General features: G+C 34.9%; 26 protein-coding genes. 22 read left to right on the top strand and 4 right to left on the bottom strand.

Features of this window, described 5'->3' with window-relative positions; genetic code table 11:
• Positions 1 to 27 precede the first annotated feature (27 nt).
• From ACIQ4I_RS04025 to ACIQ4I_RS03995, 7 genes are all read left to right on the top strand, one after another.
• Positions 28 to 579, top strand: a complete 552-nt coding sequence (locus ACIQ4I_RS04025; protein ID WP_403092983.1) for a glycerol-3-phosphate acyltransferase — start codon at positions 28 to 30, stop codon at positions 577 to 579.
• A 2-nt stretch (positions 580 to 581) separates the two neighbouring features.
• Positions 582 to 2120, top strand: a complete 1539-nt coding sequence (locus ACIQ4I_RS04020) for an aminotransferase class V-fold PLP-dependent enzyme (RefSeq protein WP_403092980.1) — start codon at positions 582 to 584, stop codon at positions 2118 to 2120.
• A gap of 131 nt (positions 2121 to 2251) precedes the next feature.
• On the top strand, positions 2252 to 2671 hold the full coding sequence (locus tag ACIQ4I_RS04015; protein ID WP_403092977.1) for an SRPBCC family protein: 420 nt from the start codon (positions 2252 to 2254) through the stop codon (positions 2669 to 2671).
• Position 2672: 1 nt separating this feature from the next.
• Positions 2673 to 3002 (top strand): ArsR/SmtB family transcription factor, encoded by a 330-nt coding sequence (locus ACIQ4I_RS04010; protein ID WP_403092975.1) that lies wholly within the window; start codon positions 2673 to 2675, stop codon positions 3000 to 3002.
• A gap of 629 nt (positions 3003 to 3631) precedes the next feature.
• Complete coding sequence (locus ACIQ4I_RS04005; protein WP_403092973.1) at positions 3632 to 3880, top strand: DUF6199 family natural product biosynthesis protein; 249 nt, start codon at positions 3632 to 3634, stop codon at positions 3878 to 3880.
• Positions 3881 to 4134: 254 nt separating this feature from the next.
• A complete protein-coding gene (locus ACIQ4I_RS04000) occupies positions 4135 to 4500 on the top strand; it encodes a VOC family protein (protein ID WP_403092970.1) in 366 nt (121 codons plus the stop codon).
• Positions 4501 to 4910: 410 nt separating this feature from the next.
• Positions 4911 to 5816, top strand: coding sequence for a LysR family transcriptional regulator (locus tag ACIQ4I_RS03995; RefSeq protein ID WP_403092968.1), 906 nt, complete (start codon positions 4911 to 4913; stop codon positions 5814 to 5816).
• A 57-nt stretch (positions 5817 to 5873) separates the two neighbouring features.
• On the opposite strand, the gene ACIQ4I_RS03990 is transcribed toward ACIQ4I_RS03995, so the two are convergent.
• Entirely contained in the window at positions 5874 to 6341 is a 468-nt protein-coding gene (locus ACIQ4I_RS03990) for a 2,4'-dihydroxyacetophenone dioxygenase family protein (RefSeq protein WP_403092965.1), read from the bottom strand.
• 482 nt (positions 6342 to 6823) lie between these two features.
• Between ACIQ4I_RS03990 and ACIQ4I_RS03985 the strand changes: the two genes are divergently transcribed.
• The 7 genes from ACIQ4I_RS03985 to ACIQ4I_RS03955 all read left to right on the top strand — a co-directional run bounded on the left by ACIQ4I_RS03985 (position 6824) and on the right by ACIQ4I_RS03955 (position 12054).
• The gene (locus tag ACIQ4I_RS03985; protein ID WP_403092963.1) at positions 6824 to 7273 is read left to right on the top strand and encodes a hypothetical protein; all 450 of its coding nucleotides are present in this window, start codon (positions 6824 to 6826) and stop codon (positions 7271 to 7273) included.
• A 282-nt stretch (positions 7274 to 7555) separates the two neighbouring features.
• Positions 7556 to 7930 (top strand): MmcQ/YjbR family DNA-binding protein, encoded by a 375-nt coding sequence (locus ACIQ4I_RS03980; protein WP_403092960.1) that lies wholly within the window; start codon positions 7556 to 7558, stop codon positions 7928 to 7930.
• A 117-nt stretch (positions 7931 to 8047) separates the two neighbouring features.
• Entirely contained in the window at positions 8048 to 8554 is a 507-nt protein-coding gene (locus tag ACIQ4I_RS03975) for a GNAT family N-acetyltransferase (RefSeq protein ID WP_403092957.1), read from the top strand.
• 156 nt (positions 8555 to 8710) lie between these two features.
• Complete coding sequence (locus tag ACIQ4I_RS03970; protein ID WP_403092955.1) at positions 8711 to 9592, top strand: ABC transporter ATP-binding protein; 882 nt, start codon at positions 8711 to 8713, stop codon at positions 9590 to 9592.
• A gap of 21 nt (positions 9593 to 9613) precedes the next feature.
• Positions 9614 to 10324 (top strand): ABC transporter permease, encoded by a 711-nt coding sequence (locus tag ACIQ4I_RS03965; protein ID WP_403092953.1) that lies wholly within the window; start codon positions 9614 to 9616, stop codon positions 10322 to 10324.
• Between the two features lie 123 nt (positions 10325 to 10447).
• Entirely contained in the window at positions 10448 to 10933 is a 486-nt protein-coding gene (locus tag ACIQ4I_RS03960; RefSeq protein ID WP_403092951.1) for a tetratricopeptide repeat protein, read from the top strand.
• A 116-nt stretch (positions 10934 to 11049) separates the two neighbouring features.
• Entirely contained in the window at positions 11050 to 12054 is a 1005-nt protein-coding gene (locus tag ACIQ4I_RS03955; RefSeq protein WP_403092948.1) for a tetratricopeptide repeat protein, read from the top strand.
• Between the two features lie 43 nt (positions 12055 to 12097).
• On the opposite strand, the gene ACIQ4I_RS03950 is transcribed toward ACIQ4I_RS03955, so the two are convergent.
• Complete coding sequence (locus tag ACIQ4I_RS03950; protein ID WP_403092946.1) at positions 12098 to 12538, bottom strand: hypothetical protein; 441 nt, start codon at positions 12536 to 12538, stop codon at positions 12098 to 12100.
• Positions 12539 to 12655: 117 nt separating this feature from the next.
• On the bottom strand, positions 12656 to 13057 hold the full coding sequence (locus tag ACIQ4I_RS03945) for an NUDIX hydrolase (protein ID WP_403093384.1): 402 nt from the start codon (positions 13055 to 13057) through the stop codon (positions 12656 to 12658).
• A gap of 227 nt (positions 13058 to 13284) precedes the next feature.
• Between ACIQ4I_RS03945 and ACIQ4I_RS03940 the strand changes: the two genes are divergently transcribed.
• From ACIQ4I_RS03940 to ACIQ4I_RS03915, 6 genes are all read left to right on the top strand, one after another.
• Positions 13285 to 13752 carry an NUDIX hydrolase gene (locus ACIQ4I_RS03940; RefSeq protein ID WP_403092943.1) on the top strand — a complete coding sequence of 156 codons (468 nt, stop codon included), beginning with the start codon at positions 13285 to 13287 and terminating at the stop codon, positions 13750 to 13752.
• Positions 13753 to 13983: 231 nt separating this feature from the next.
• Positions 13984 to 14259, top strand: a complete 276-nt coding sequence (locus tag ACIQ4I_RS03935; RefSeq protein ID WP_403092940.1) for a hypothetical protein — start codon at positions 13984 to 13986, stop codon at positions 14257 to 14259.
• 489 nt (positions 14260 to 14748) lie between these two features.
• Positions 14749 to 15192 (top strand): MarR family winged helix-turn-helix transcriptional regulator, encoded by a 444-nt coding sequence (locus ACIQ4I_RS03930; RefSeq protein ID WP_403092937.1) that lies wholly within the window; start codon positions 14749 to 14751, stop codon positions 15190 to 15192.
• 51 nt (positions 15193 to 15243) lie between these two features.
• Positions 15244 to 16176 (top strand): ring-cleaving dioxygenase, encoded by a 933-nt coding sequence (locus ACIQ4I_RS03925; RefSeq protein WP_403092934.1) that lies wholly within the window; start codon positions 15244 to 15246, stop codon positions 16174 to 16176.
• Positions 16177 to 16193: 17 nt separating this feature from the next.
• A complete protein-coding gene (locus ACIQ4I_RS03920; RefSeq protein WP_403093382.1) occupies positions 16194 to 17249 on the top strand; it encodes an LLM class flavin-dependent oxidoreductase in 1056 nt (351 codons plus the stop codon).
• A 913-nt stretch (positions 17250 to 18162) separates the two neighbouring features.
• Entirely contained in the window at positions 18163 to 18984 is an 822-nt protein-coding gene (locus tag ACIQ4I_RS03915) for a hypothetical protein (protein ID WP_403092932.1), read from the top strand.
• 31 nt (positions 18985 to 19015) lie between these two features.
• On the opposite strand, the gene ACIQ4I_RS03910 is transcribed toward ACIQ4I_RS03915, so the two are convergent.
• Positions 19016 to 20311 (bottom strand): aminotransferase class I/II-fold pyridoxal phosphate-dependent enzyme, encoded by a 1296-nt coding sequence (locus ACIQ4I_RS03910; protein WP_403092930.1) that lies wholly within the window; start codon positions 20309 to 20311, stop codon positions 19016 to 19018.
• Positions 20312 to 20550: 239 nt separating this feature from the next.
• Between ACIQ4I_RS03910 and ACIQ4I_RS03905 the strand changes: the two genes are divergently transcribed.
• Both ACIQ4I_RS03905 and ACIQ4I_RS03900 read left to right on the top strand, forming a co-directional pair.
• Entirely contained in the window at positions 20551 to 20874 is a 324-nt protein-coding gene (locus ACIQ4I_RS03905; protein ID WP_403092928.1) for an antibiotic biosynthesis monooxygenase family protein, read from the top strand.
• A gap of 480 nt (positions 20875 to 21354) precedes the next feature.
• A complete protein-coding gene (locus tag ACIQ4I_RS03900; protein ID WP_403092925.1) occupies positions 21355 to 22581 on the top strand; it encodes a multidrug effflux MFS transporter in 1227 nt (408 codons plus the stop codon).
• Positions 22582 to 23067 lie beyond the last annotated feature (486 nt).

Below are 23067 nucleotides of genomic sequence, written 5' to 3'. Positions count from 1 at the left end.
ACATAAATGATTAAAGTAGGTGCTTTATTGGAGAATTTTTATTACTTGTTATTTTGTTACTTCATTGGAACCTTTATGTCTGCTTGGTTCGTGGGTAATTGGTATGGTATATCATTACAACAGAAAAACAGTGGAAATCTAGGGGCACGAAATGCAGGGCGGACCTTAGGAAAATGGGCATTTGTTATTACACTTTTGTTTGATGGTTTAAAAGGTGCACTTGTTGTTTATATAGGAAGATTTTTTGAGTTTGATGAGATCATCGTATCTTTTGGAGTTGTAATTTGTATTTTCGGGCATCTTTTTCCATTTTGGCTACGTCTAAAGGGAGGAAAAGGAGTAGCTACAATGATTGGTGGATTATTAAGTTTAAACCCATTGCTCTTTTTAATGCTAATCTGCGGAACAGTAATGACCTTGCCATTTACAAAGAGTCTGACATCTAGTATGATGTTTGGTTTCCTTACATACAGTTTTTGTATTTATCTTCTTCATCTACCAATGTATAGCCCTATAATTATTAGTTTTTTGTTTATTACTTGGAAACATCGTGAAAATTTAATGGAAAGAGTGATTTGAATATGTATTGGTGTAAAATTGCCAGAACCGATAAGGAATTTGATGAAATTGCTAAATTAAATTATGAAACATTTGTAGAGGAGATTCCACAGCATCGACCAAATGAAAAGAAAAGATTAATAGATCGTTTCCATTCTGAAAATACATATTTGCTTGTATACAAAGGTACTGAGATGGTAGGTATGCTAGCGTTTCGAGATCAGCGTCCATTTTCGTTAGATGAGAAAATTGGAAATGTGGAGTTGTTGTTGGAGAAAGAAGTTTGTCATAAACTTTGTGAAATACGACTTTTAGCTGTCAAAAAAGAATTTCGAAATGGGCGGGTATTTAGTCAACTTGCTAAAGGTATCTATTCTTATGTGTATGATATAGGTTATACAGCAGCTGTTATTTCGGGCATTACGAGAGAGAAAAAACTCTATAATCAATTAGGTTTTCATCAATTTGCTGAAGAAGTTGGGACAGAAGATGCGAAATTTTTGCCTATGATTTTAACACGGAAAAACGGATCCAAAATGAGTGAACGGATAAGATTTACACAAAATACTTTTTTCCCGGGACCCGTTGAACAAGAACAACCACTTACACATACAGGTACTTCACATCGATCTTCAGAGTTTTTATCTCTATATAATGAGATGAGAGTGAAGCTTCTGGAATTATCAAACGCAAAACATGTTACAACACTTGTCGGAACAGGAACCTTAGCAAACGATGTAATGCTTGGTCAAATGAAAGCCGATTTTAAAGAAACAAAAGGGTTAATAATCTCAAATGGAGAATTTGGTGAACGACTAATACGACAAGCAAAGAAATGGCATTTAAACTTTGATCTTTGTACGTACAAATGGGGAGAATCGTTTAATTTATTGGAGATTGAACAGAATTTATGGACTGGTAATTATCATTGGATTTGCTTTGTACACGGTGAAACATCGATAGGAATTTGCAACGATTTTGAACCGCTACTAAAGTTAGCCCAAAAATATAATGTTAAAGTTTGTGCAGACTGTATTAGCTCATTTGGCTCTTTTTCATTTTCAATAGAGAAATTACATATAGCAACCGCTGTGAGTGGAAAGTCACTAGGTGCAATGAGTGGATTAGCATTTATTTTTACAAATGGAAAACCAAAAAAAAATGATGCACCTCTCTATATAAACTTAGCACATCATTTTAATAATCCGCTACCATTTACAATGCCTGCATTCTTAGTGGCAAATACACTTTTAGCATTACAAGAATATCCCAAGCGATTTGACCTACTTCAAACTAGAATGGAACAAATTTCAAAATCGCCATTCTTACAATACTGTATAGTTCAAAAATCTTTATATCCAATGATTGTATCGATGAAATTACCATTGGAACTTGAACATTTTAGCGATGACGCAAAACTGAATGGATTACTTTTACATGATGAAAGTATGTATTTGAAAAAACATCGCCTTGTACAAATTTCAGTGGTTTCACTAAATTTTGAAACAGCACTTAAAAAACTGAATGCTTTTTATGAATCATATGTACATGTAATTTCTTGAGGATTACTTCTCAATCAAAAATAAATGCTGATGTATAGAATCATAAATTTACTCACAAAGTAACACTAAAAGGTGTTATAATAAATGTAACACTAAAAGGTGTTGCATTTAACAACGGAGGTTATAAATTAATGACAAATACATTACCAGAAATACGTAAAACAATTATTCTTAATGCACCTATTGAGAAAGCATGGAAAGCTATTTCAACATCTGAAGGAATTGGTGCATGGTGGATGCCCAATACTTTTGAAGCTGAATTAGGTCGTGACTTCATCCTACATGCAGGCCAATTTGGTGATTCCCCATGTAAAGTAACAGAACTAGATCCACCGTACAAAGTAGGGTTTGACTGGGGCAAGGATTGGCATTTGACAATGGAATTAAAAGAATTAGAAGCAGGAAAAACAGAATTCACATTAATTCACTCTGGTTGGGATGAAGAAAAAAATACCGAGTTTGGACAACCACATACAATGATTCGGGAAATAATGGATGGAGGCTGGGGAAAAATAGTCAATATCAGCCTACCAAAGTACATCGAGGCATAAATTGGACTCATCGCAAGATCGACATGACGTCTTTCAAGCAATTGGAGACCCTACTCGTCGTAAATTGTTACAATTACTTGCAAACAATGAACTTCCTATTTCTGAAATTACAAAACAATTCCCAATAAGTCGAACTGCTATAAATAAACACCTAAAAGTTCTTTTAGATGCAGGACTTGTAAGCAATCAAAGAGTTGGGCGAGAAAATCGTTATAAGCTAAATCCACAACCATTAACTGAAATTAAAGATTGGCTAATCTTTTTTGAACAATATTGGGATGAAAAGTTACTCGCACTTAAAGAATTTGTCGAGAAAAATCAAGATAACTAGCAAGGGATTATAGTACACGAAATAAAATAACCAAAAGAAACCATTTTGAATTGATTTTCAAAGTGGTTTTTTATTTAAGTAACTAGCTTATTGGGGATATATAAAACAAGTTAGCTTAGTCAATTTCATAATTCAATGTTTTGAAATAAAACACGAACGTTAAATGAGGGGATTGTTTGTGCTATATCTATTAGAATATTGTCAAGTAGCGGAAGATGGTGAGTCCTCGAAAATGCATTCGCATTTTCTTCGTGCGATGTTCATTCAGTGAAGTTCATTCAATGTCCTGCGGGAAAGCGAGACAGGTGAGACCCCGCAGGGCGATTAAGGAGCGGAGTCTAAGAACGCCACGTCCTGTGGCAACGACTCCGTGACCAACATCCTGTTGCCCCGAGGAGGCTCAACGATCGCTTAGCACGAAAGCGCCATCTGTAGCGGCATATTAAACAAATAGTATATTTGAAGTATAATCCGAATTATCGGATTGTATATTTAGAAATATTCGTGTTTTTTACCTAGAAAAGTATTTATGAAATTGATTCACCTTAGTTAAAAATAAAAATAGAATTAATGAATCTTGAAAGGATTTACATACGTAAATATTTTAAATGTTCAATGGAGGTCGTGAAATGTTATTTATTAGTATAGTATTTTCGATTCCGATTTACTTGTTTGGTATTTGGAGTTTCTATGACCCAGAAGAAAGTTATTTCTATTTTGATAAATGGAGATACAAAGAAACTCCAGAGCTATCAGACATTCAAATCAAATTAATTAAAATTGGTAGCGTATTTGCAATGATTATTTGGACTATTTATCTTATCGTAGTTGCAGTTGATACTTTTACTCCTGATCCACCATTGCCTAGAATGCATTAAAAGCTAATTGTTATTTAGGGAGTGATTCTTAGTAATTCGTGACTTGAAAAGAAAAGGGGATTCGAATTTGATTTTTGAATATGCTTATTAATTTGAAGAAAAACAACATTTAAGCTAAACAGATCCTTTATATAAAAATAGACAATTTTTAAAGGGAATTTTCTGACAAATTGTTGCTTTATTAAATGGTAAATAGTACTATTATCAATGAGGAACGTTTGTTCTTATTTCACTATCATAAGGAGATGTGTCAATTGTTTAAGAAATTAGAATGTGTTTGTATTCATACAAAGGATATCGAAAAATCAATTTCCTTTTATACTTCAATGGGGTTAACGGAAAATTGGAAGATTGAAAGAATCTTGGAAAACGGGAATACTTGGACTTTGATTGGCTTAAAATTCCCTCACAAAGAAAGTTCAGAACTTGTACTAAGTAATCATCCAGAAAACGATTTCATAGAAATTGAAATTCTTGTTGAAGATGTGCAACAAGTATATGCTGAACTTAGTAAAAACGAAGAAATTCAGTGGATTAGAACTCCATTTGCAACTGAATCTGGACATGTTGCTGTAATGGAGGCACCTGATGAAAATGTCTTTGTATTAGTTGGAAAGTAAAGCAGAAACAAAAATACAATTTAAACAACATTTTCAAAGGTCCTTGAATATTTAATTGTAATCCTTCCATAGATAGCGTAGGCGTGCTTGATTCTTTAAAATCATGCTTAACAGTAGTCTCCATAACGAATTATATAAAATTTGCATATCAATTAGACTATCTTGTCGTATAATAGGAATAGAGCATTCCTCCAGTCTGTTTATGTTTGTATCGTAACACTCATTTTACAGGATTTGGGGAGATGCTCTATTTTCTTGTTATTTTAAGCTTATAGAAGCAAGGGCTCAAAATTATGAAATTAACTCAAGTATAGCTACTAACTAAACAGCCTAGTGTTACTGGTTCTCATTTCCAATCAAACACAATATTTAGTTTGATAAGCATTTTTTAATAGACAAGGAGAAAAACTATGAACTTTGAACAATTACTATATATTGTTGAAGTCGCAAAACACAATTCCCTCTCTATAGCAGCACAAAATCTTTATGTGACTCAATCTGCTATTAGCCAATCCATTACTAGTTTAGAAAAGGAATTGGGGCTTAAAATTTTACATCGCTCAAGGGGACATGGTGCTGTACCAACCGAGGAAGGTAGAATCATTCTGAAACAAGCCTACGAAGTGTTAAGAAAATTTGAGGAAATCAAGGAGACCGCCCACTCACTTAATTCCATGGTAGGAGGGGAGCTAAAAGTATCTTCCATACCGGGATTGACGACGGTTCTAGTAAAGGCTTTTGCTGCTTTTAAACAAGATTATCCACAAGTAAATATAGAAATAAATGAAAAAAGCGGCTCTTCTGTGATTGAAGATGTTCGCCAGCATAAGACCGACATCGGACTGATAGCCTATTCACCAGATTGGAACATAAACATGGAAGGAATAGCTTTTGAATCACTAGTTGAAGGGAAGCAGAAAGTTTATGTTTCTAAACATTCTCCCTTAGCGTTTACAGATGCTATATCTTCACATGAGATACTAGATCAAATGCTCGTTACATATTACGGTGAATTTATGCAATACTTTGTTCATGAGTTTTTTAACAAAAACCAGCCCATGAAAATCCTATTTACATCAAATAATTCGGACGGCATTCTCCAAGCTATCATTGAAAGTTTGGCTATTACATTTGCTCCTGATTTTATCATGAAAAATTATCCCTCCGTTATAAATGGAGATATCATTCCCGTTGATTTGGTAAATCATAGTGGTCTCAATATTTCTTTTGGATTAGTTTTATCTGAAGATAAACTTTTATCCATTTTACTAAACAAGTATATTCATTATCTAAAATCTGAAATTACGAAAATATAAGAAAAAAGAGTTGCCACTTCGTCTTATGGAAGGGCTTCTCTTTTTTTAATCTTACTATTAAAATTGAGTCACATCTATAGGTGTAATTCCTTCAGCCGCACAATGATCGTGGTATTTTTGCAATAATGACTGCCAATTATCTCTAGCAATAATTTCTCCATTCTCATTCACATAGTCTAATGTTGCCTCAACAATATTTAACGTAATAACCTCTTCATCTCCTAGAGATTCAGGTGTGTGTTGGGATCCAGCAGGCTCATAAACTACGTCCCCAGCGTTAGAAACCCAATCATTCTCTATATATCTCCAAGAGCCACTAATGGTATACACAATAACCGTTCCCGGATGGAAATGGGTAGGAAGCTGTGTCCCCGCAGGAACTTTTAACAGGGTAATAGTTTGGCCTGTTACTGTATTAACCTTAAGTAACTTAAAATGAGCCACCCCAAAATAAGGAACCCACGGTAAATCATCTGGACAGATATTACCTGCATCATATACTTCTACAGCTTTTACATTACTCATTAAAAATCCCCTCTTCTAATGTTAGTTTTCAAATTCGCACATTGATAGCGTTTACAACAGAAAACTCATTAATACGAATTTGTAATTATTAGTATATTCATAATTATTTATTTATTCAAATTATTATTTTTAATATGCAGTTTAATTAGATTAATATATACATACAATTCCCTTACGATTATCATAATTACGTTTTGATTTGAGCATTCCCTAATTTGAATTACTAACTAGCGCAAGTTATGTGGTAGCAATTTTGTTTTACTTTTATTGAACTACCGGGTACTTGGATGAACAAGAAGCTTTCTTTAATGGAAGCTTTTCATTATTGAACTAAAGGTCAATCAGAAATATCTGGCTGACCTGGATTGGGGAGGGAGAGTATTTAGAAAGTTTTATTTAATATTCGTTTATAAAGCGGGCTATTGTTGAGGGCAAATATCTATTTCTTCATATATTACGTTATGAAGAAAGGAGGATTTCAAATGACTTCACCTCAATTTCCAGGAGGACAGAACATGCCACCAATGGGAAGACCACCAGGATTACCAATGGGCCCACCATCCTTTGGACCGCCGATGGGACCACCATCAGGATTCCCATCAGGCCCACCATCCTTTGGACCGTCACCAGGATTCCCATCAGGGCCACCAATGGGCCCGCCAGGAGGACCACCTTCAGGTCAAATGCCAACATCAGCACCACCAGAATTTGTACCATTTATGCCTACATGGCAACAAGGGTCTAGTGGCATACACTCTTGCCTATTTACTAATACGTATATTTGGACATTCGATGGAGCTAATTTTTGGTTTTTCCCAATCGCAGTAACAAGGGATCAAATATTTGGTTATCGCTGGAGTAGTCGCAATAGAAGATGGAGTTTCCGTGTAGTAAATAGACGTAATATAATACATTATCAGTGTTTTAGATAATTTAATAAAAAAGTGCCTTCTTTTCTACAATTTAGAGGGAGGCATTTTTTGTAATTGGAAAGAATTAAGCTTTTTCCAATTCACTTGTACAAGCTCTGATAACAGATAACAAACTGTAGGTTTCACGCCATTTCCTATAGAATATTAGTAAAAAAGTAACCAATAATAAATATTTTTTATTTTGCATACATTTATATCTTTTAATGGTAAAATGTACAAATAATTAACCTGTATCAATTGGTGAATGGAATTGGATTTATTATTAAAAAAGGAGGGCTTTTAATGGAAAGAGGACAACTACATTCATTTTGTTTGAGCCTACTTGGAGCAACGCATGATTATCAAGAAGATTGGCAAGCGGATCGTTATCATGTTGGTGGGAAGATGTTTGCGATGATGGGGGGAGATTCTGAAAGAAAACCTATTATAACTTTAAAATGTGAGCCTACTCAAGCTGAAGAATTAAGAGAGGTTTATGAAAGTATTGTCCCTGGATATTATATGAACAAAACACACTGGAATTCTATCTATCTTGATTCAAGTTTACCCACAGATTTAATAGAAAATCTAATTCTACATTCATATAATTTAGTTTTTGAAAAGTTAACAAAAAAAGCCCAAAAACAAATCATTTCCGAGAGGCGCAACGAGGCATAGAAAGCCACGATGAGGCGTGGGAATATAAATAGAAACTATTTTTGTTATTGTGTTTGTCAATGATTAGCGGAATGAAGGAATATTGGAGTTTTTTAATATAGTGAAGGGGGAAAATCTATGGAAATTATGATTCGAGAAGCAAAAATAGAAGATGCTAAGGAAATTGCAAAAGTTCATGTTCGTAGCTGGCAAACGACTTATAAGGGGATTATGAGTGATAATTTCTTGCAAAATCTATCAGTTGAAAAAAGGACAGACCTTTGGATAAGCAATATGCAACGAGTTGAAGATATAGTGATTGTTGCAATTGTAGATGACAAAATTATTGGTTTTGCAAGTGGAGCAAAAGTGAAAGAGGGGGAGTACCCTTCATATGATGGTGATGTTACATCCATTTATTTTTATGAAGAATATCAGGGAAAAGGATATGGTAAGGAATTGCTTGGCTATTTGAATGAGAAATTTAAACAAAAGGGTTTTAAAAACGCCATTGTCAAAGTATTGGAAGAAAACAACAGTCGTTACTTTTATGAAAAATTAGGAGCAAAGCTGATTGATCAATGCACTATCCAAATTGCAGGAGGACAAGCCAATTTGTTAACGTATGCATGGGATGAAATTTAGTAAAAAACTAGACATCAAGATTCTCAAATTATTAAATTGTATTTTATGTGAGGGGACAGATTGGAGGCTGTTGGTTCAGCTATACTTTTCTGCGTATTTATTGGTTTATGAATACGCAGATTCGTTCTTTTAACAAGAGAGATAGGGTGTGTAAAAGTGGACACAATTATAGAATTACAGAATGTAACCAAAACATTTAAAAACAAATCGGTCCTGGAAGGGGTCTCCCTTTCGATTCCAACCAGCCAGGTTACAGCCATCGTTGGAAAAAACGGATCGGGAAAGAGTACGTTATTGAAAATGATTGGGGGGGTATCGAAGCCTGATAGCGGGCAAATTCTTTTTCGGAACGGAGAGCCTGTTCGGATTGGATACGTACCAGAGGTAACACCGGTGGTGATTCCCTTTACGCCGGCAGAGTATTTGACACATATGGGGACAATCCGGGGATTGCCGAAAGATTGGCTGCAGCAACGGATTAACACCTTGCTGAAATTATTTCATATGGAAGACGACCGAAACAATAGGATTGCTCATTTTTCAAAGGGGATGAAACAAAAAGTAACCATCATGCAGGCGATGCTGGAAGAAACTGATCTACTGATCATGGATGAGCCGCTTTCCGGCCTTGATCTAAAGTCACAAAGTGAAATGGAAGAACTCTTAATATCCTTAAAGGAAAGGAACATTAGTATTATTTTAACCTGTCACGAGACTAAGCTACTCGAAAAGGTTGTGGACCAAATACTCGTCATTCATCAATGCCAAATCATCCAGATGGGCAGTCAGCAACCACAGAGTGAGCTCATGAACAGGGTTGTGTTTGAATTGTCGAGCACTGTATCAATCCTCCCATTAATAGACAAAGTAATCATCGAGAAAGATATGGAAATCAGTTCCGGACGAAGGTTGATCGAAGTGAATGTCAGTAAAGAACAAACCAATAAGATTGTAAGAGAATTTCTGGAACGCGGGGCCTCGATTAAACTTTTAGCACCTTTACATAAGAAAGAAACAGAATTTTTGCAACAGTTTTGAAGAAGGAGGAGAAACGCAACAATGAAGGGCTTAATTCACTACCAATTTGCTAATTATTTTCGAACACACAAATACATTCCCCCGGTTTCGGTCTTTATCATGATGCTCATCATTAATTACACCTATGTACCTAATCCAATCTTGGAAAGTTACTCATTTACTTCACTCGTGCTGTTTTTTATAATGGGCTGGGTCACAATCACCATTTTACATGCGGAGGACGAAGGGCAAAAACAAATTACCATTATGCATGCCAAAAATAAAAGAGGATATTACATTGCCCTCGTGATCAATTGTGCAGTTGTTGGTCTGCTCCTTAGCGTTCTAGCCGTAGCTTATCCTGTCGTTTTTCAAGCCTTTACTCCTGGGTACCATACCATTCATCTTGTGATTGGGTTATTAGCGCATTTTAGTTTTGCCGTTCTTTCGATTGCGCTTTCCTTATTTTTTACAAGGGACCTTGTAAAAAACAGTGTAAATTCATGGTGGGGGGTAATCAGTATTCTGATTGTTTCCTTGAGTATAGCAGTGGCGAAAGCTGATTTTCTAAGAATAAAACCATTAAACTGGCTTTTTCCGCCTCTGCGGGACTCCCTTGAAATCATGAGTGTAGGTGATAAAATTACCTCTTTACCTGCAGAGTATTACTTGCAGTTTGGCTGGATTTTCATCTACAGCCTGATATTAATTGCAATCTTTATAGTCGTCGTCCAAAAAAGGCAGAAACTCTAAAAGGGGAATGGCAATGGTACCATTGAAAAGAGAATTAGGCATCTGAGACAGTCTTTATTTTTTTGTTCGCCTTTTTTAATAAATAGATAAATATTCTAGTATTTGAAGGAGAGTTAAAACGAAATGGATGAAAGATTGCAAAAAGCGATTAAACTAAGAGAAAAAGGTATGCTAGAGGAATCGAATGAAAGTTTATTAGATTTAATTCGTATGTCTCCGAATAATCCTCAATTTAATTACCATTGTGCATGGAGCTATGATGCATTAGGGGAGGAAGCGAAAGCAGTTCCTTATTATGAAAAAGCTATTCAACTTGGATTAACTGATGAAGATCTTGAAGGTGCATTACTAGGATTAGGAAGTACATATAGAACGCTTGGCCAATATGAAAATTCGCAAAAGACACTTCAAAAAGCAATCGAGCGCTTTCCAAACAATAAGGCCCTTCAAGTTTTTTACTCAATGACATTATATAATCTAAAACAACATCATGAAGCAATGGAACTTCTCTTACGATGTATTGCTGAGACATCACAAGATCACAATATTTTAGATTATAAGAAAGCAATTAAATTTTATGCAAATAAATTAGATGAAACTTGGAAATAACTTGATTTAAAGATTTTGTCTTTACTCTATACGCGGTGTTTATTTTATTTTAAAATAATACAAAGTTAAGAATAAAAAATATGATTTTAAGTAACACATTAAGGAAGTGTACCATCATGAATTTACAACAATTGCAGCAACAACTTGCTGAATATGGAAATGTTGTAGCAGCAAATTTTATTCCATTAATTGAGACTGGAAATGATGTGATATCAAATATTTCTAGAGTATTTGAGTCTTGTCATGCTTCAACAATCGACTTTTCTGATGATATAGGTATCCTCTATACTCAAGTAAAAAGTATCTCCACCTATGACCCAAAATATCATGACATTCTACTTCGTGACTTACAAACGATCTTACAAGAAATCATCAAACCAGCTGATGAATTAGTAACCATTTTCATGGAAGATGATGAATTACAAGAAGTGAAAATGATTTATCAAAAAGCAATGAACTGTAATTTCGATGCTCAGTTAGAACTTGGGAAATTTTATAAGTTCATAGGACATGATGATTGGGCATTTACTTGGTATGAAGCAGCATCCAATCAAGGGAATATCGATGCAATCTACTGGATCGGTAATTACTATTACGATGGGACGGTTGTGGAAGAAAATTGGGAGAAGACATTTAAGTGCTATAAGGAAGCAGCGTTAAAAGGGCATGCGGATGCGATGAATAATTACGCAGATATGTATTTTCGCGGTGAGTATGTAGAAAAGGATGACAAACGTGCATACGAACTGTTTTCAATTGCTGCAGCACGGGGTGTGGCGGAATCTATGTATACACTAGGGTATATGTACGAAAATGGAGTAGGCACTGAAAAAGATCTAGAAAAATCAAAACATTGGTTCACACAATCAGCATTAGCAGGTGATGTATTTGCTGCCAATCGTCTTGGTCATGAATCATTCCAAAATGATCGAGGTGAAGAAGCGATTCGTTGGTATCAAATGGCTGCTGACAAACAAGATGTTGACGGAGAATTCAATCTGGGCTTTTGTTATGAATCAGGTATCGGAACCCCCATCAATATGAAAAAAGCGAAGTATTGGTATCAAAGAGCTGCTTTACAGGGGGATGAAGAAGCGAAACGGAAATTGAAAGAACTGTAATAAGAGAACGTGCTTTCATATTATTAGAGTGGTGAGTAAATCATCATCGCCACTCTAACTTACTCAGTTTAATTTTATCGTTATACTCATTGCCGCTACTATCTTCCCATATAATTTGAATCTGATATGAAAGACTTTCTTTAGGAGCATCTCCTAAATATATATCAGGATATGAAAATGGGTGTAAAGAGTATTTTGTTCCATCAACATCATCTCTTCCTTCATAAAACTCTGTTCTCTCTACTAATATTTTATCTTCTTCTAAAAATTTGAGTTTCTTTACAGTAACCTTTTCATTGTTTTTTTGTTTAATGGACGCTAACCACCCTATTGGGGTACCGCCGATTTTTTGTTCTTTATACATGGCTTTCCACATTCCATTTTCAGAGTTTCCCATCATTGTACTTTCTGTATAATCCCAATAAACTATACCAGCAATAACTAGAGCTACCGTAAAAACTAAAGAAGAATAAAATTTCATCATTATTGTTGCCTCCTTTCCTTTTCTAAAATAAGAGCAGCCTGTTTTTTATGATTATTACTACATTAACCTAACAAGCTGAATGATCTTTGAAATGATAGAAGAAGTACTAAATTTTTTTCAATGCTTCTCATTGTTGAAATGGGATAGTAACATTTCTCGATCTTTTGGATAATCGAGTTGGATATTTTTAAAATCTTCAAATGTTTTCCAAGAAATTTCTTCAATAATTTCATCTGGATCGTGGTATGCAATATGCCCATCAATCACTTTGCAAAGAAAATAAGATGTCGTGACATTATAATTCTCGATTAATGCTTTTTTGATGTGTAACAATTTACTTATGTCCACTCTATAACCAGTTTCTTCCCATACTTCTCTTATACATGCTTCTTCTGCAGTTTCGCCATCTTCAATGCCACCTGATGGTATACTCCAGCTTGAAGTACCTTTTCCTCTAGCCATTAGTAATTTGTTATCTGACATAATAATGGCAGCTGCACCGTTCCAAAATTTCAGCATTTCATTCAATATCATTACTCCTTTGAAAATACTTAACTGTTGAACTATTTTTCTATCTTCATAACATCGATCTATTTTTATTATACTGTATATAATTGCACTAAATATAATTTTATATAATAAATGGTTTAATATGTTAAAAATAATAAAATGAAAAATGTTAAAGGGGGATGGAGTTGAATTCTAAGACTAAAAGCAATCTTTAAACATGAGGGGAGTAATTTAAAATGGATGCCGTATTTAAAACAGAACAAGGGATTTTCAATTTTAGGGTAGCTGGAGTTTTGGTACAGGAGGGTCATATTTTAATACATAAATCTGTCAACGATTCATTTTGGTCGCTACCAGGTGGTAGGGTGAAAATATTAGAACAAGCTCAGAACGGATTGCGAAGGGAATTTCAAGAAGAGCTTGACATTGACGTTCAAATAGAGAGATTACTATGGTCAGTTGAAAATTTCTTTAAATTCAATGAGGATAACTTTCATGAAATAGGATTCTATTATCAAGTCACTATAAATAAGGATTATGAGATTAATACAAAACCATTTTACGGAATTGAAGGCGAAAGCTTGATATATAAATGGATCCCAATCGCTCAACTTGATGAAGTTGAACTATATCCTGAATTTATAAAATCAGAAATTAAAGATATCTCTGATTATCCTAAATATATTGTTGTGAAAGACTATTGATTTTGGGAAGTGTAGCGATAAAATTTGTTGCTACGAAAGAATCGTATAGCAATTCACATTGTCGATCATTGCCTAATTGTTTGGAGGTGATTCTAAATTAAAATAATAAAGTATGTGATTTTTTTATTCGCTTTTGGAATTATACTTGTAGCTTGTTCTGAAAAAGAAGAACTCTTAACAAGAGTCGATGTTCAAAAAGTTAACGAAGAAGGAAATTATGAAGATGTTATCATGATAACGGACCAAGAAAAGATAGATTTAATAAGTAACTATTTAGAAAATGTGAGTTGGGAACCTAAAACAAAAGCTGACATGGCGAGAAAAGAGGATATATTAGCTACTTTATTCTACACGATTGATGAAAATATGCCTGAGAAAATTTATGAATATAGAATTTGGTTTAATACAAATGAAACTGCAATAATTATCAGTAATAATGAAAAAGAAGGATTTGGAAGATTAGATAAAGAGAATTCACGAAATCTAAAAGATGTCTTATTAAAGTAAGAGAGTACATCTGTTTAATAAAATTTGGCTGAATTTCAATGATATCCAATTAGTAATTACTTCGCTTTCGACGGCGAGCTCTCGAAACTGCGTTAGCATTTCCTTAGTGCGATGTAAATTCAGTGAAGCTCATTCATAGTCCTACGGGAAAAGCTTAAGCTGAAAGCTCTTCAAGAACTTAGCGAAGGCACTGAAATAAAGATGAAAATTTATAATAAAAATCTTTTATAGCTATCATTGTTGATGATGGAATTAGCGGAGACTCCTGTGGGAAAACGAGCTAGACGAGACCCCGGAGCGCAGCGAGGAGGCTCGTCAGTTCGCCCACGGAAAGCGGAGCTAATTCCACTTCAATCAATAGCAGATATATACTATAAATATTTGTATTACTACACTTTTTCAGTACCAAAAATTAATTGATCAAGTAGTTGACAATTTATCACTTGAGTAGTAAAGTGATAACAAGAACAAAGAAAGGAGGACAACAAAATGAAAAAGAATACACTTGAATCACTAACTTGGATGCGAATCACTCGTTTTGTGACAGAGAGTAATTATTTATCAAATGAGTTTTTAAAAAGCTTTGATTTGACAGTAGCGCAGTTTGATGTACTGATTCAAATTCAAACCTATCAGCCGATTACACAATCTGAACTTGCTGAAAAAGTAACTGTTACACAAGGTGGAATTTCACGAATGTTAGCTCGACTTGAGAAGGACGGCTTGATTGAGCGAAAACAGGAATGGAAGATTAAAAAGATTTCACTGACCGAACAAGGTGAAGACATATTAAAAGTTGCAACTCCAGAGCAAGTGGCATTCCAGTCCTCCTTCTTCAATGAAGCATTAACAGAAGAAGAGCTAAAGCTATTATATGAATTAACAACAAAATTACAAAAGCACACACATGAAAAAAATTTACAACCAGAGTAAATTTTTTTAAAGTATCAATTGACTAATCAACTGAAAAAAGGAGCGATTTATATGAAAGGGCATCACCATATTTCAATGCTAACAAAAAACGGAAAGAAGAATAATCATTTTTATCAAAATATTCTAGGTCTACGACGCGTGAAAAAAACAGTAAACCAAGACGATCCATCGATGTATCATCTATTTTACGGTGACGAAGTAGGAAGTCCTGGACTAGATATTACATTTTTTGAAATGCCAATTGCAGGAAGCACGAAACGAGGCACGAATGCAATTACACAAATCGGTTTATTAGTACCAAGCTATGAAAGTTTACAATATTGGAAAAAACGCTTTGAACAACTAGATGTAAAACACGGTGATATAACGACATATATGGGGCAGGATGCATTATTCTTTGAAGATCACGAGGATTTGCGAATGGTACTTTTAAATAATAATGGTGCTAGAATTCCGACAACATGGAAGCCTGTTACCTCATCAGAAGTACCAGAGGAGCATCAAATTTTCGCTTTAGGCACAATTGACATTACTGTTCGTTATTTAAATAAAACAGTAAATTTGTTGAAAGATTTATTTGGCTTCACTGTTGTTGATAATGAAATAGATTTTGTTCGTCTTCAATCAGTTAAAGGTGAACGTACTGGTGAAATTGTCGTGAAAGAGCTTGAAGCACCTAGTGAAAAACCAGGTCGTGGAAGTGTTCATCATTTAGCCCTTCGAGTTGAAAATCTAGAGGAACTTGAAATGTGGAACAATAAGTTAATCGATTATGGGCTTCATACATCAGGGATTATTGACCGTTTCTACTTCCAAAGTTTATATGTACGTGACAGAAATGGAATATTATTTGAGCTGGCAACAGATGGACCAGGTTTTACTGCAGATTCAACAGTAGAAGAACTAGGACAAAAATTAGATTTACCGCCATTTTTAGAAGACGAACGTGAACTAATCGAAGCAAAACTAGAACCGCTTGATTAAAAGGAGTGAGTAAAATGATGGAACAATATCGTATTGATCCTTCAAAAGGAATGGAATTTGGTTTATATACTTTAGGGGATCACGTGATGAATCCCTTAAACGGTGATCATATTAGTGCAGAACAGCGAATTCAAGAAATCATTCAAGCTAGTAGATTAGCAGACCAAGCAGGTATCGATGTATTTGCAGTAGGTGAGAGTCATCAAAAATATTTTGCTTCACAAGGTCATACAGTTATTTTAGGGGCAATTGCTCAAGCAACAAAAAATATAAAAATTGCTAGTTCTGCCTCTGTCATAAGTGTAGCAGACCCAGTTCGAACATATGAAGACTTTTCCACAATTGATTTGATATCACATGGCCGAGCTGAAATTGTTGCAGGTCGTGGTTCTCGAGTTGGAGCATATGACTTACTTGGCTACGATTTAAATAACTATGAAGAATTATTTGAAGAAAAACTGGATTTGCTAATACAATTAAACAAAGATCGCCATATTACGTGGGAAGGAAAATTTCGTCCTTCACTACAAAATGCAGAAATACTGCCTCAACCAAAAACAGGGTCACTTCCGATTTGGCGTGCAGTAGGGGGACCACCAGGAAGTGCAATCAAAGCAGGTTATGCCGGTATTCCAATGATGTTAACGACTTTAGGTGGTCCAGCAGAGACATTTAAGGTTTCAGTTGATGCTTATCGAGAAGCAGCTGAACGTAGTGGATATGACCCATCTGAATTGCCAATTGCAACGGCATCATTATTTTACACAGCTGAGAATTCACAAGACGCTGTAGAAGAAATGTATCCGCATCTAAATGCTGGAATGCAGTTTATTCGTGGAACGGGCTATCCGAAATGGCAATTGGAAGAAGGACCGGATCGTCACCAAGCATTGATGGTAGGTAGTCCTCAACAAATTATTGAAAAGATGCTATATCAGTATGAATTATATGGTCACCAACGTTTTATGGCTCAAATTGATTTTGGTGGCGTACCGTTCGATAAAATTATGAAGAATATCGAATTAATTGCTACAGAGATTATGCCTGCTATTAAAAAGTATACAAAAGCATAGTCATCAGGAAATTAAAAATAGGAAGTACAAAATATAAATAAATAAATAGAAACCTGTCAACAAACTGGAAATGTTGGCGGGTTTTTTTATTAGAATTAAAAAACTTTATATTAATGCTCCAGACTACGCTTTCCACGTGCTTGGTCTCAATCTCCTTGCGGGGCTTTCAACTCAAGCTATTCCCGTAGTTCCAGGGAATATCCAATTATATAGTTCAGTTGGGTATGAAATTTTTGATGAGGAAATTGTACATAAGCCAAACGGAGAGGAGCTAAAGGTTGTATCGATGAGAAAATATATTAGTTGATTACTTATGTACATTTTTTCGATGATTAATATTTTATACAAGTTAATTTCTAATAAATTTATTTGAGTTTTAAATAGAACGATAAATTGGTATAATATGTATTAGATAGTTGGTACTCAAGGGTGGTTGGCATACTCCAGATATTGGCAGACAATATTCGCCGCGTACTGCGGCCGCGTTTGCATAACCCACATTGTGTGGGCCCGGGGGGTGATGCCGTGACAGTATTTGAAGCGTTAATGTTCGCAATTGCGTTTGCAACGTTAGTCATCACAATTCTGTCATTTAATCATAAAAAATAACCCATCCTTGAGTTGAGCGCTCTACGGGTTGGGTTATCTGATCCTTTAAGGCCAATCCCTTTGGGGAACCGACTATCTATTGGCCGCTTGATGCACCAACATCGGCGGTCTTTTTTTAATTTTATGTTGTTATTTACTTTATTATACGTGGATTTTATTATTCTTTCAATGTTGTTCTATTATATTACTTCTTAATTTAGGGAATTTTGTTAAAATATAAGAATGGCATTTGATTCTTTAGTGATGGTTATAAAATATATGATTTTGTGGCATTAATCGGATATTTATGTGCAAAGAAAAGGAGTTGTCCAAAATACATAATATAAACCAAATTGTTTCTTATATCATCATTAAATTAGCAGCGGCAGGCTTTTTATTTTTTTTCTTCTTCTTATTTGCATTCTTTGGTTCAGATATGAAAATGTTTCAAACTGTTGAGGGAATTTCAAACAAAGTTCTATGGGCTTTCGTATTTGGCTATGGAATTTTAGCTTCCATTTTCATCGATAGGCTAATCCGGAGATACACAGTTACTCATATAAAAAAGAAAATCGGATTGTATGCAATTGCTGGGTTTGGCATTTTTCTTATCTTGGGATTTATAGTAAATATCATTTCAGCCGATTTTTTTAATTTGGAATTTTTAGTTTATGCTATCTTGGCTGGAGTTGTTGGAGCGTTTTGTGCATTAATTTTTTTTCTGGGAACTGTTATATCAAATTATTCGAAGATTTTTAAATATATATTTGCATTCCTTATTCCAATTGGTTTGTTCATCTTAATGTCTAGAGATTATACAATTAAAAAGAACTGGGAAAGTATACAGAATGAAAATTCCTATGCAGCTTCTTTTAGTTATTTTAATGGACAATACGAAATTCCGATTGATGTAAAGAAAGGTCAAATCGTTAAAATTACGCAACAGTTTCATTCTGAAAACGGTGGGGGACACGGCTTTTATATTAAAGATGAAAATAATCGATATGTAGCCACTCAACTAATTGACGATGATCAATCAAAGTTTAAAGTCAAGAAAACGGGAATTTATAGAGCTGTGGTTACTGGAGATGAAGTTTCGGGAAGTTTCTATGTTAGTTGGGAAATTGCACAAAAAAAGGCCGATTAGCATATGCTTATCAGCCTTTTCAATATAAGATTTATTCTTCTAAATCTTTAACACCTTTATAAATCAATTCAAATAATTCTTCGATATTTTCTTCTTCGATACAAGAGAATGCTACACGTAGATCCGTGTCGCTTAGTGCGATTGTACCAACGCCATATTCGTCTAAAAGGTGAAGACGTAATTTGTCAGCGTCAACAGTTTTTAGTTTTAAGCACATAAAGTATCCTGAGTTAAATGGGTAGTAATCCCAAACATTTTCGAATTCAGAGTTTTCAAGAACCGCTTTTACTTTGTTTGCACGGCCTTTCATGATGTTGAATTTTTCTAGTTTTTGTGCTTCAAATTCAGGACTTTGAAGTGCATGTAGTAAGAATGTTTGTGATGGATGTGGTCCACTTGAGATTGTTGCACGGATAATACCTGTTGTTTTTTCTTCAAGTGCAGCTAACAAAGCTTCACTTGTATTACCATAAGTGATGAAACCAACACGGAATCCCCAAACATATTCTTCTTTCGTTGCTCCATCGACTTTCACTGCAAGTACACGTTCGTGAACATTACTTAATGCACCAAATAATGATTCATGTAAAGAATCTTCAAAGAACAATGAGTAGTATGCATCATCAGTAATGGCCACCACATTGATACCAGCATTAGCAGCATCAGTAATCGCATTTACGATTGCTGCACCTTCTTCAGCACCAGGTGTGTAACCAGTTGGATTGTTCGGGAAGTTTAATAATACAATTGCTTTTCCTTTGTCTTTTTGACTAAGGATAGCTTGACGAAGACCTTCTGCATTAAATTTGTTATCAGCATTATAAAGTGGATATGTTACAGTATGCGCATGGCGACGGATGCCGAAGACCATGTCGTAGTTTTCCCAGTTTTTATCAGGGATGATTAATGCGTCACCTTCATCTGCAAATAAATCAGCAGCAATACTCAAACCATGTGTTAAAGCATTTGTAACGATTGGATTACTAAAAGTTTTGCCTTCTAATGAAGGGCTTTCAGCAAGCATTTTTTTACGCCATTCTTTACGAAGTGCAGGTTTACCCGCTGGTGGTGCATATAAGTATAAATCAGAAGGTTCATATGCAGATAAAGTGTCTTGAATTACTTTTAAGTGCATTGGTTTACCATTTTCTAAAGCAGTGCCGATTGTAGCGTTGTACTTGTTCGCTTTTTTCCCAGCTTCTGCTGATTGGCTTAAAATCCCTTCTTTCGGGAAATACATTTCTTTTGCTAAACCAGATAGCATGTCATATACATAAGGATTTTCTTGTTGAATAGTTTCATTTAATTCTTTTGCTAAACTATGCATGTTGTCATTCGCCTCATTTCGATATACTACGAATAATTATACATGATTATTAGGAGAATTGAATTTATTTCGTAAGAATTTTATTAAGTTTTTTTTATTTTTCTTTTCTCTCGGATATAAAAATTGATAAATAGGATTCCCCTTTATTTGGATGTGGATTTTCGTATAATTAAAGGATAGAGGAATCCAATTAAAAGCAAGTGAAAGTAAACTATATTAAATAGTAGGGAGTGTTATTTATGAATTCAACAGCTAAAACGCCGGAGCCACCATATTATGCGGTTATTTTTACTTCCCAGCGTACAGAAGCAGACAATGGATACGCTGAAATGGCAAAAAGAATGGAAGAACTGGCAACAAAACAAGAAGGGTTCTTAGGTATTGAAAGCGCAAGGGATAATGAATTAGGAATTACCGTCTCCTATTGGAATTCACTAGAAGCAATTAAGAATTGGAAAAACAATGCATCACATCAAATCGCTCAAAAAAGGGGAAAGGAAGAATGGTATCAGAATTATCATGTCAGAATTTCCAAAGTTGAACGAGATTATTATATAGAATAGTTAACTGAATCAATTTCATAATGAATATCTTTAATAAAATATACAAGATGTAATGATCTAATTTTGTTCATTGTGGAGCGAAAGACGGCGACTCCTACGGGAAAAGCTTGAGCTGAAAGCCCCGCAGGAAGAAATTCTTTTGTTAAAAAGAATTTCTTGCGACGAAGCTAGCGAAGCGATGCAGGAGCACATCTTTTAAGGAACAAAGCCTAAGAACGCCACGTCCTGTGGCAAAGGCTTCGTGACCAACATCGTGTTGGACCGAGGAGATTGAAGCCAAGCCCGTGGAAAGCGCCGTCTGTAGCGGAACATCCAAATCTGAATAGTGAAAAGTTAATGTGTTTAAATGTTCGTATATAAAAACCGAAAATGGATTTATGAAATTGACATAGTTTGAAATCAAAAATAATCTTAATCATCTAGACAATATCCATTAAGCTTTATACACTATGGATATATGAAAAAATGAAAGGAGATAAAATGAGTACTACAATTGCGATAGAAAAAAAGACTACTTTTTGGGTTGTGATCATTTTAGGTTCATTAACTGCCTTTGGTCCACTCTGTATGGATTTATATTTACCCGCTTTACCTATGGTTGCTAATGACTTACATACATCAACATCAGTTACTCAATTTAGTATGACCGCTTGCTTTATCGGGCTTGCAATTGGTCAATTATTTTTCGGTCCACTGAGTGATCTATCGGGACGAAAAAAACCTTTAATTAGTGCACTTATTTTGTTTACACTTGCGTCATTTCTTTGCGGCTTGACCAGTTCAATTGTTATCCATCTTATTTTACGATTTATGCAAGGTTTCACAGGTGCTGCTGGAATTGTGATTGCAAAAGCTGCTGCGCGTGATCTGTACAGTGGCAAAGAGCTGACGAAATTTATGACAATCCTTGGTTTAGTGAATGGTATTGCACCAATTGCTGCTCCACTTTTGGGTGGACTATTATTGGCAGTTGGGGATTGGCATTTTATTTTCTATACACTTTCACTTGGAGGTACCCTTTTACTGATTGGTGTACTTTGGCAACTTCCTGAAACATTACATCTTCAGGAGCGTACCGATGGTAACTTTTTTACACCATTTAAAGCATTTCCTATCATTATTAAAGATAAAGAATTCATGGGGTACTCATTAACCCAATCTTTTATTTTAACGTGTATGTTCGGATACATCGCTGCTTCACCATTTGTCTTACAAAAGATGTATGGCTTATCGCCACAATGGTTTTCAGCATCATTTGCACTAAATGGCATTGGTATAGTATTGATGACACAACTAACAGGACACTTAATTGGGAAATATGATGAACGAACTATATTGAAATTCGGAGTTTGGCAAGCAACGATTGGATGCCTACTATTGCTCTTAGTTGCAATCTTTAAATGGCCACTGATTATGATTTTGTTAGGTTTCTTTATCACTGTCTCTAGTGTTGGTCTTGTAGGACCAACAGGTTTTTCACTTGGCATGCAAAACCAAGGTCAACATGCTGGAAGTGCTTCTGCGATGCTTGGTTTACTGCCGTTCGTAGGTGGTTCAATTGTTTCTCCATTAGTTGGGATTGCAGGGGAACTTACTGCGGTACCGATGGCAATTGTTATGTTTGCATGTGCTTTACTGGCTCTTGTGATAAATAGCACGATGATTAAAAGTCAATCAAACAAAAAGAAGAATACTGCTGCAGCGTAAAATGGTTTCAGTATTGGAAGAGAAAACAACGAATAGCAATACAAATAAGATGCTAAATCACATATGATTTAGCATCTTTATTTTTGTTATTGTATCAATGATATTTATTGATATTTTTGTTATTGTATCAATGATATTTATTGATATTTTTGGTATTTGAATCATTTTCATAATTCAAAGATTTGATAAAAAACACGAACATTAAATTGACAATTGTTATAAGCCATATCAATTAGAACATTGTCTTTGGAGCGGAAGATGGCGACTCCTGCGGGAAAGCGAGACAGGTGAGACCCCGCAGTGAAGCACGATACGGGCTTCCGAGGAGGCTCAACGCTCGCCCGCGGAAAGCGCCATCTGGAGCGGCATACTTAGTAACGACTAGAAATGAAATATTATCCGAATTATTGAGTTTATTATTTGGGAAAAATTCGTATTTTTTAACAAGTAAAGCATTTATGAAATTGATTCAATTAAATCAAAATA

The organism is Rummeliibacillus sp. NPDC094406 (assembly GCF_044763875.1).
Lineage (GTDB): Bacteria > Bacillota > Bacilli > Bacillales_A > Planococcaceae > Rummeliibacillus.
The sequence above is the reverse complement of the archived record's forward strand: the minus strand, read 5'-3'. Positions and strand labels throughout refer to the sequence as shown.

Coding starts and splice junctions, on each gene's coding strand:
- ACIQ4I_RS04020 (WP_403092980.1), top strand. CDS start 582: ATGTATTGGTGTAAAATTGCCAGAACCGATAAGGAATTTGATGAAATT.
- ACIQ4I_RS04015 (WP_403092977.1), top strand. CDS start 2,252: ATGACAAATACATTACCAGAAATACGTAAAACAATTATTCTTAATGCA.
- ACIQ4I_RS04005 (WP_403092973.1), top strand. CDS start 3,632: ATGTTATTTATTAGTATAGTATTTTCGATTCCGATTTACTTGTTTGGT.
- ACIQ4I_RS03995 (WP_403092968.1), top strand. CDS start 4,911: ATGAACTTTGAACAATTACTATATATTGTTGAAGTCGCAAAACACAAT.
- ACIQ4I_RS03990 (WP_403092965.1), bottom strand. CDS start 6,341: ATGAGTAATGTAAAAGCTGTAGAAGTATATGATGCAGGTAATATCTGT.
- ACIQ4I_RS03985 (WP_403092963.1), top strand. CDS start 6,824: ATGACTTCACCTCAATTTCCAGGAGGACAGAACATGCCACCAATGGGA.
- ACIQ4I_RS03980 (WP_403092960.1), top strand. CDS start 7,556: ATGGAAAGAGGACAACTACATTCATTTTGTTTGAGCCTACTTGGAGCA.
- ACIQ4I_RS03975 (WP_403092957.1), top strand. CDS start 8,048: ATGGAAATTATGATTCGAGAAGCAAAAATAGAAGATGCTAAGGAAATT.
- ACIQ4I_RS03965 (WP_403092953.1), top strand. CDS start 9,614: ATGAAGGGCTTAATTCACTACCAATTTGCTAATTATTTTCGAACACAC.
- ACIQ4I_RS03960 (WP_403092951.1), top strand. CDS start 10,448: ATGGATGAAAGATTGCAAAAAGCGATTAAACTAAGAGAAAAAGGTATG.
- ACIQ4I_RS03955 (WP_403092948.1), top strand. CDS start 11,050: ATGAATTTACAACAATTGCAGCAACAACTTGCTGAATATGGAAATGTT.
- ACIQ4I_RS03950 (WP_403092946.1), bottom strand. CDS start 12,538: ATGATGAAATTTTATTCTTCTTTAGTTTTTACGGTAGCTCTAGTTATT.
- ACIQ4I_RS03945 (WP_403093384.1), bottom strand. CDS start 13,057: ATGCTGAAATTTTGGAACGGTGCAGCTGCCATTATTATGTCAGATAAC.
- ACIQ4I_RS03940 (WP_403092943.1), top strand. CDS start 13,285: ATGGATGCCGTATTTAAAACAGAACAAGGGATTTTCAATTTTAGGGTA.
- ACIQ4I_RS03935 (WP_403092940.1), top strand. CDS start 13,984: ATGATAACGGACCAAGAAAAGATAGATTTAATAAGTAACTATTTAGAA.
- ACIQ4I_RS03930 (WP_403092937.1), top strand. CDS start 14,749: ATGAAAAAGAATACACTTGAATCACTAACTTGGATGCGAATCACTCGT.
- ACIQ4I_RS03925 (WP_403092934.1), top strand. CDS start 15,244: ATGAAAGGGCATCACCATATTTCAATGCTAACAAAAAACGGAAAGAAG.
- ACIQ4I_RS03920 (WP_403093382.1), top strand. CDS start 16,194: ATGGAACAATATCGTATTGATCCTTCAAAAGGAATGGAATTTGGTTTA.
- ACIQ4I_RS03910 (WP_403092930.1), bottom strand. CDS start 20,311: ATGCATAGTTTAGCAAAAGAATTAAATGAAACTATTCAACAAGAAAAT.
- ACIQ4I_RS03905 (WP_403092928.1), top strand. CDS start 20,551: ATGAATTCAACAGCTAAAACGCCGGAGCCACCATATTATGCGGTTATT.
- ACIQ4I_RS03900 (WP_403092925.1), top strand. CDS start 21,355: ATGAGTACTACAATTGCGATAGAAAAAAAGACTACTTTTTGGGTTGTG.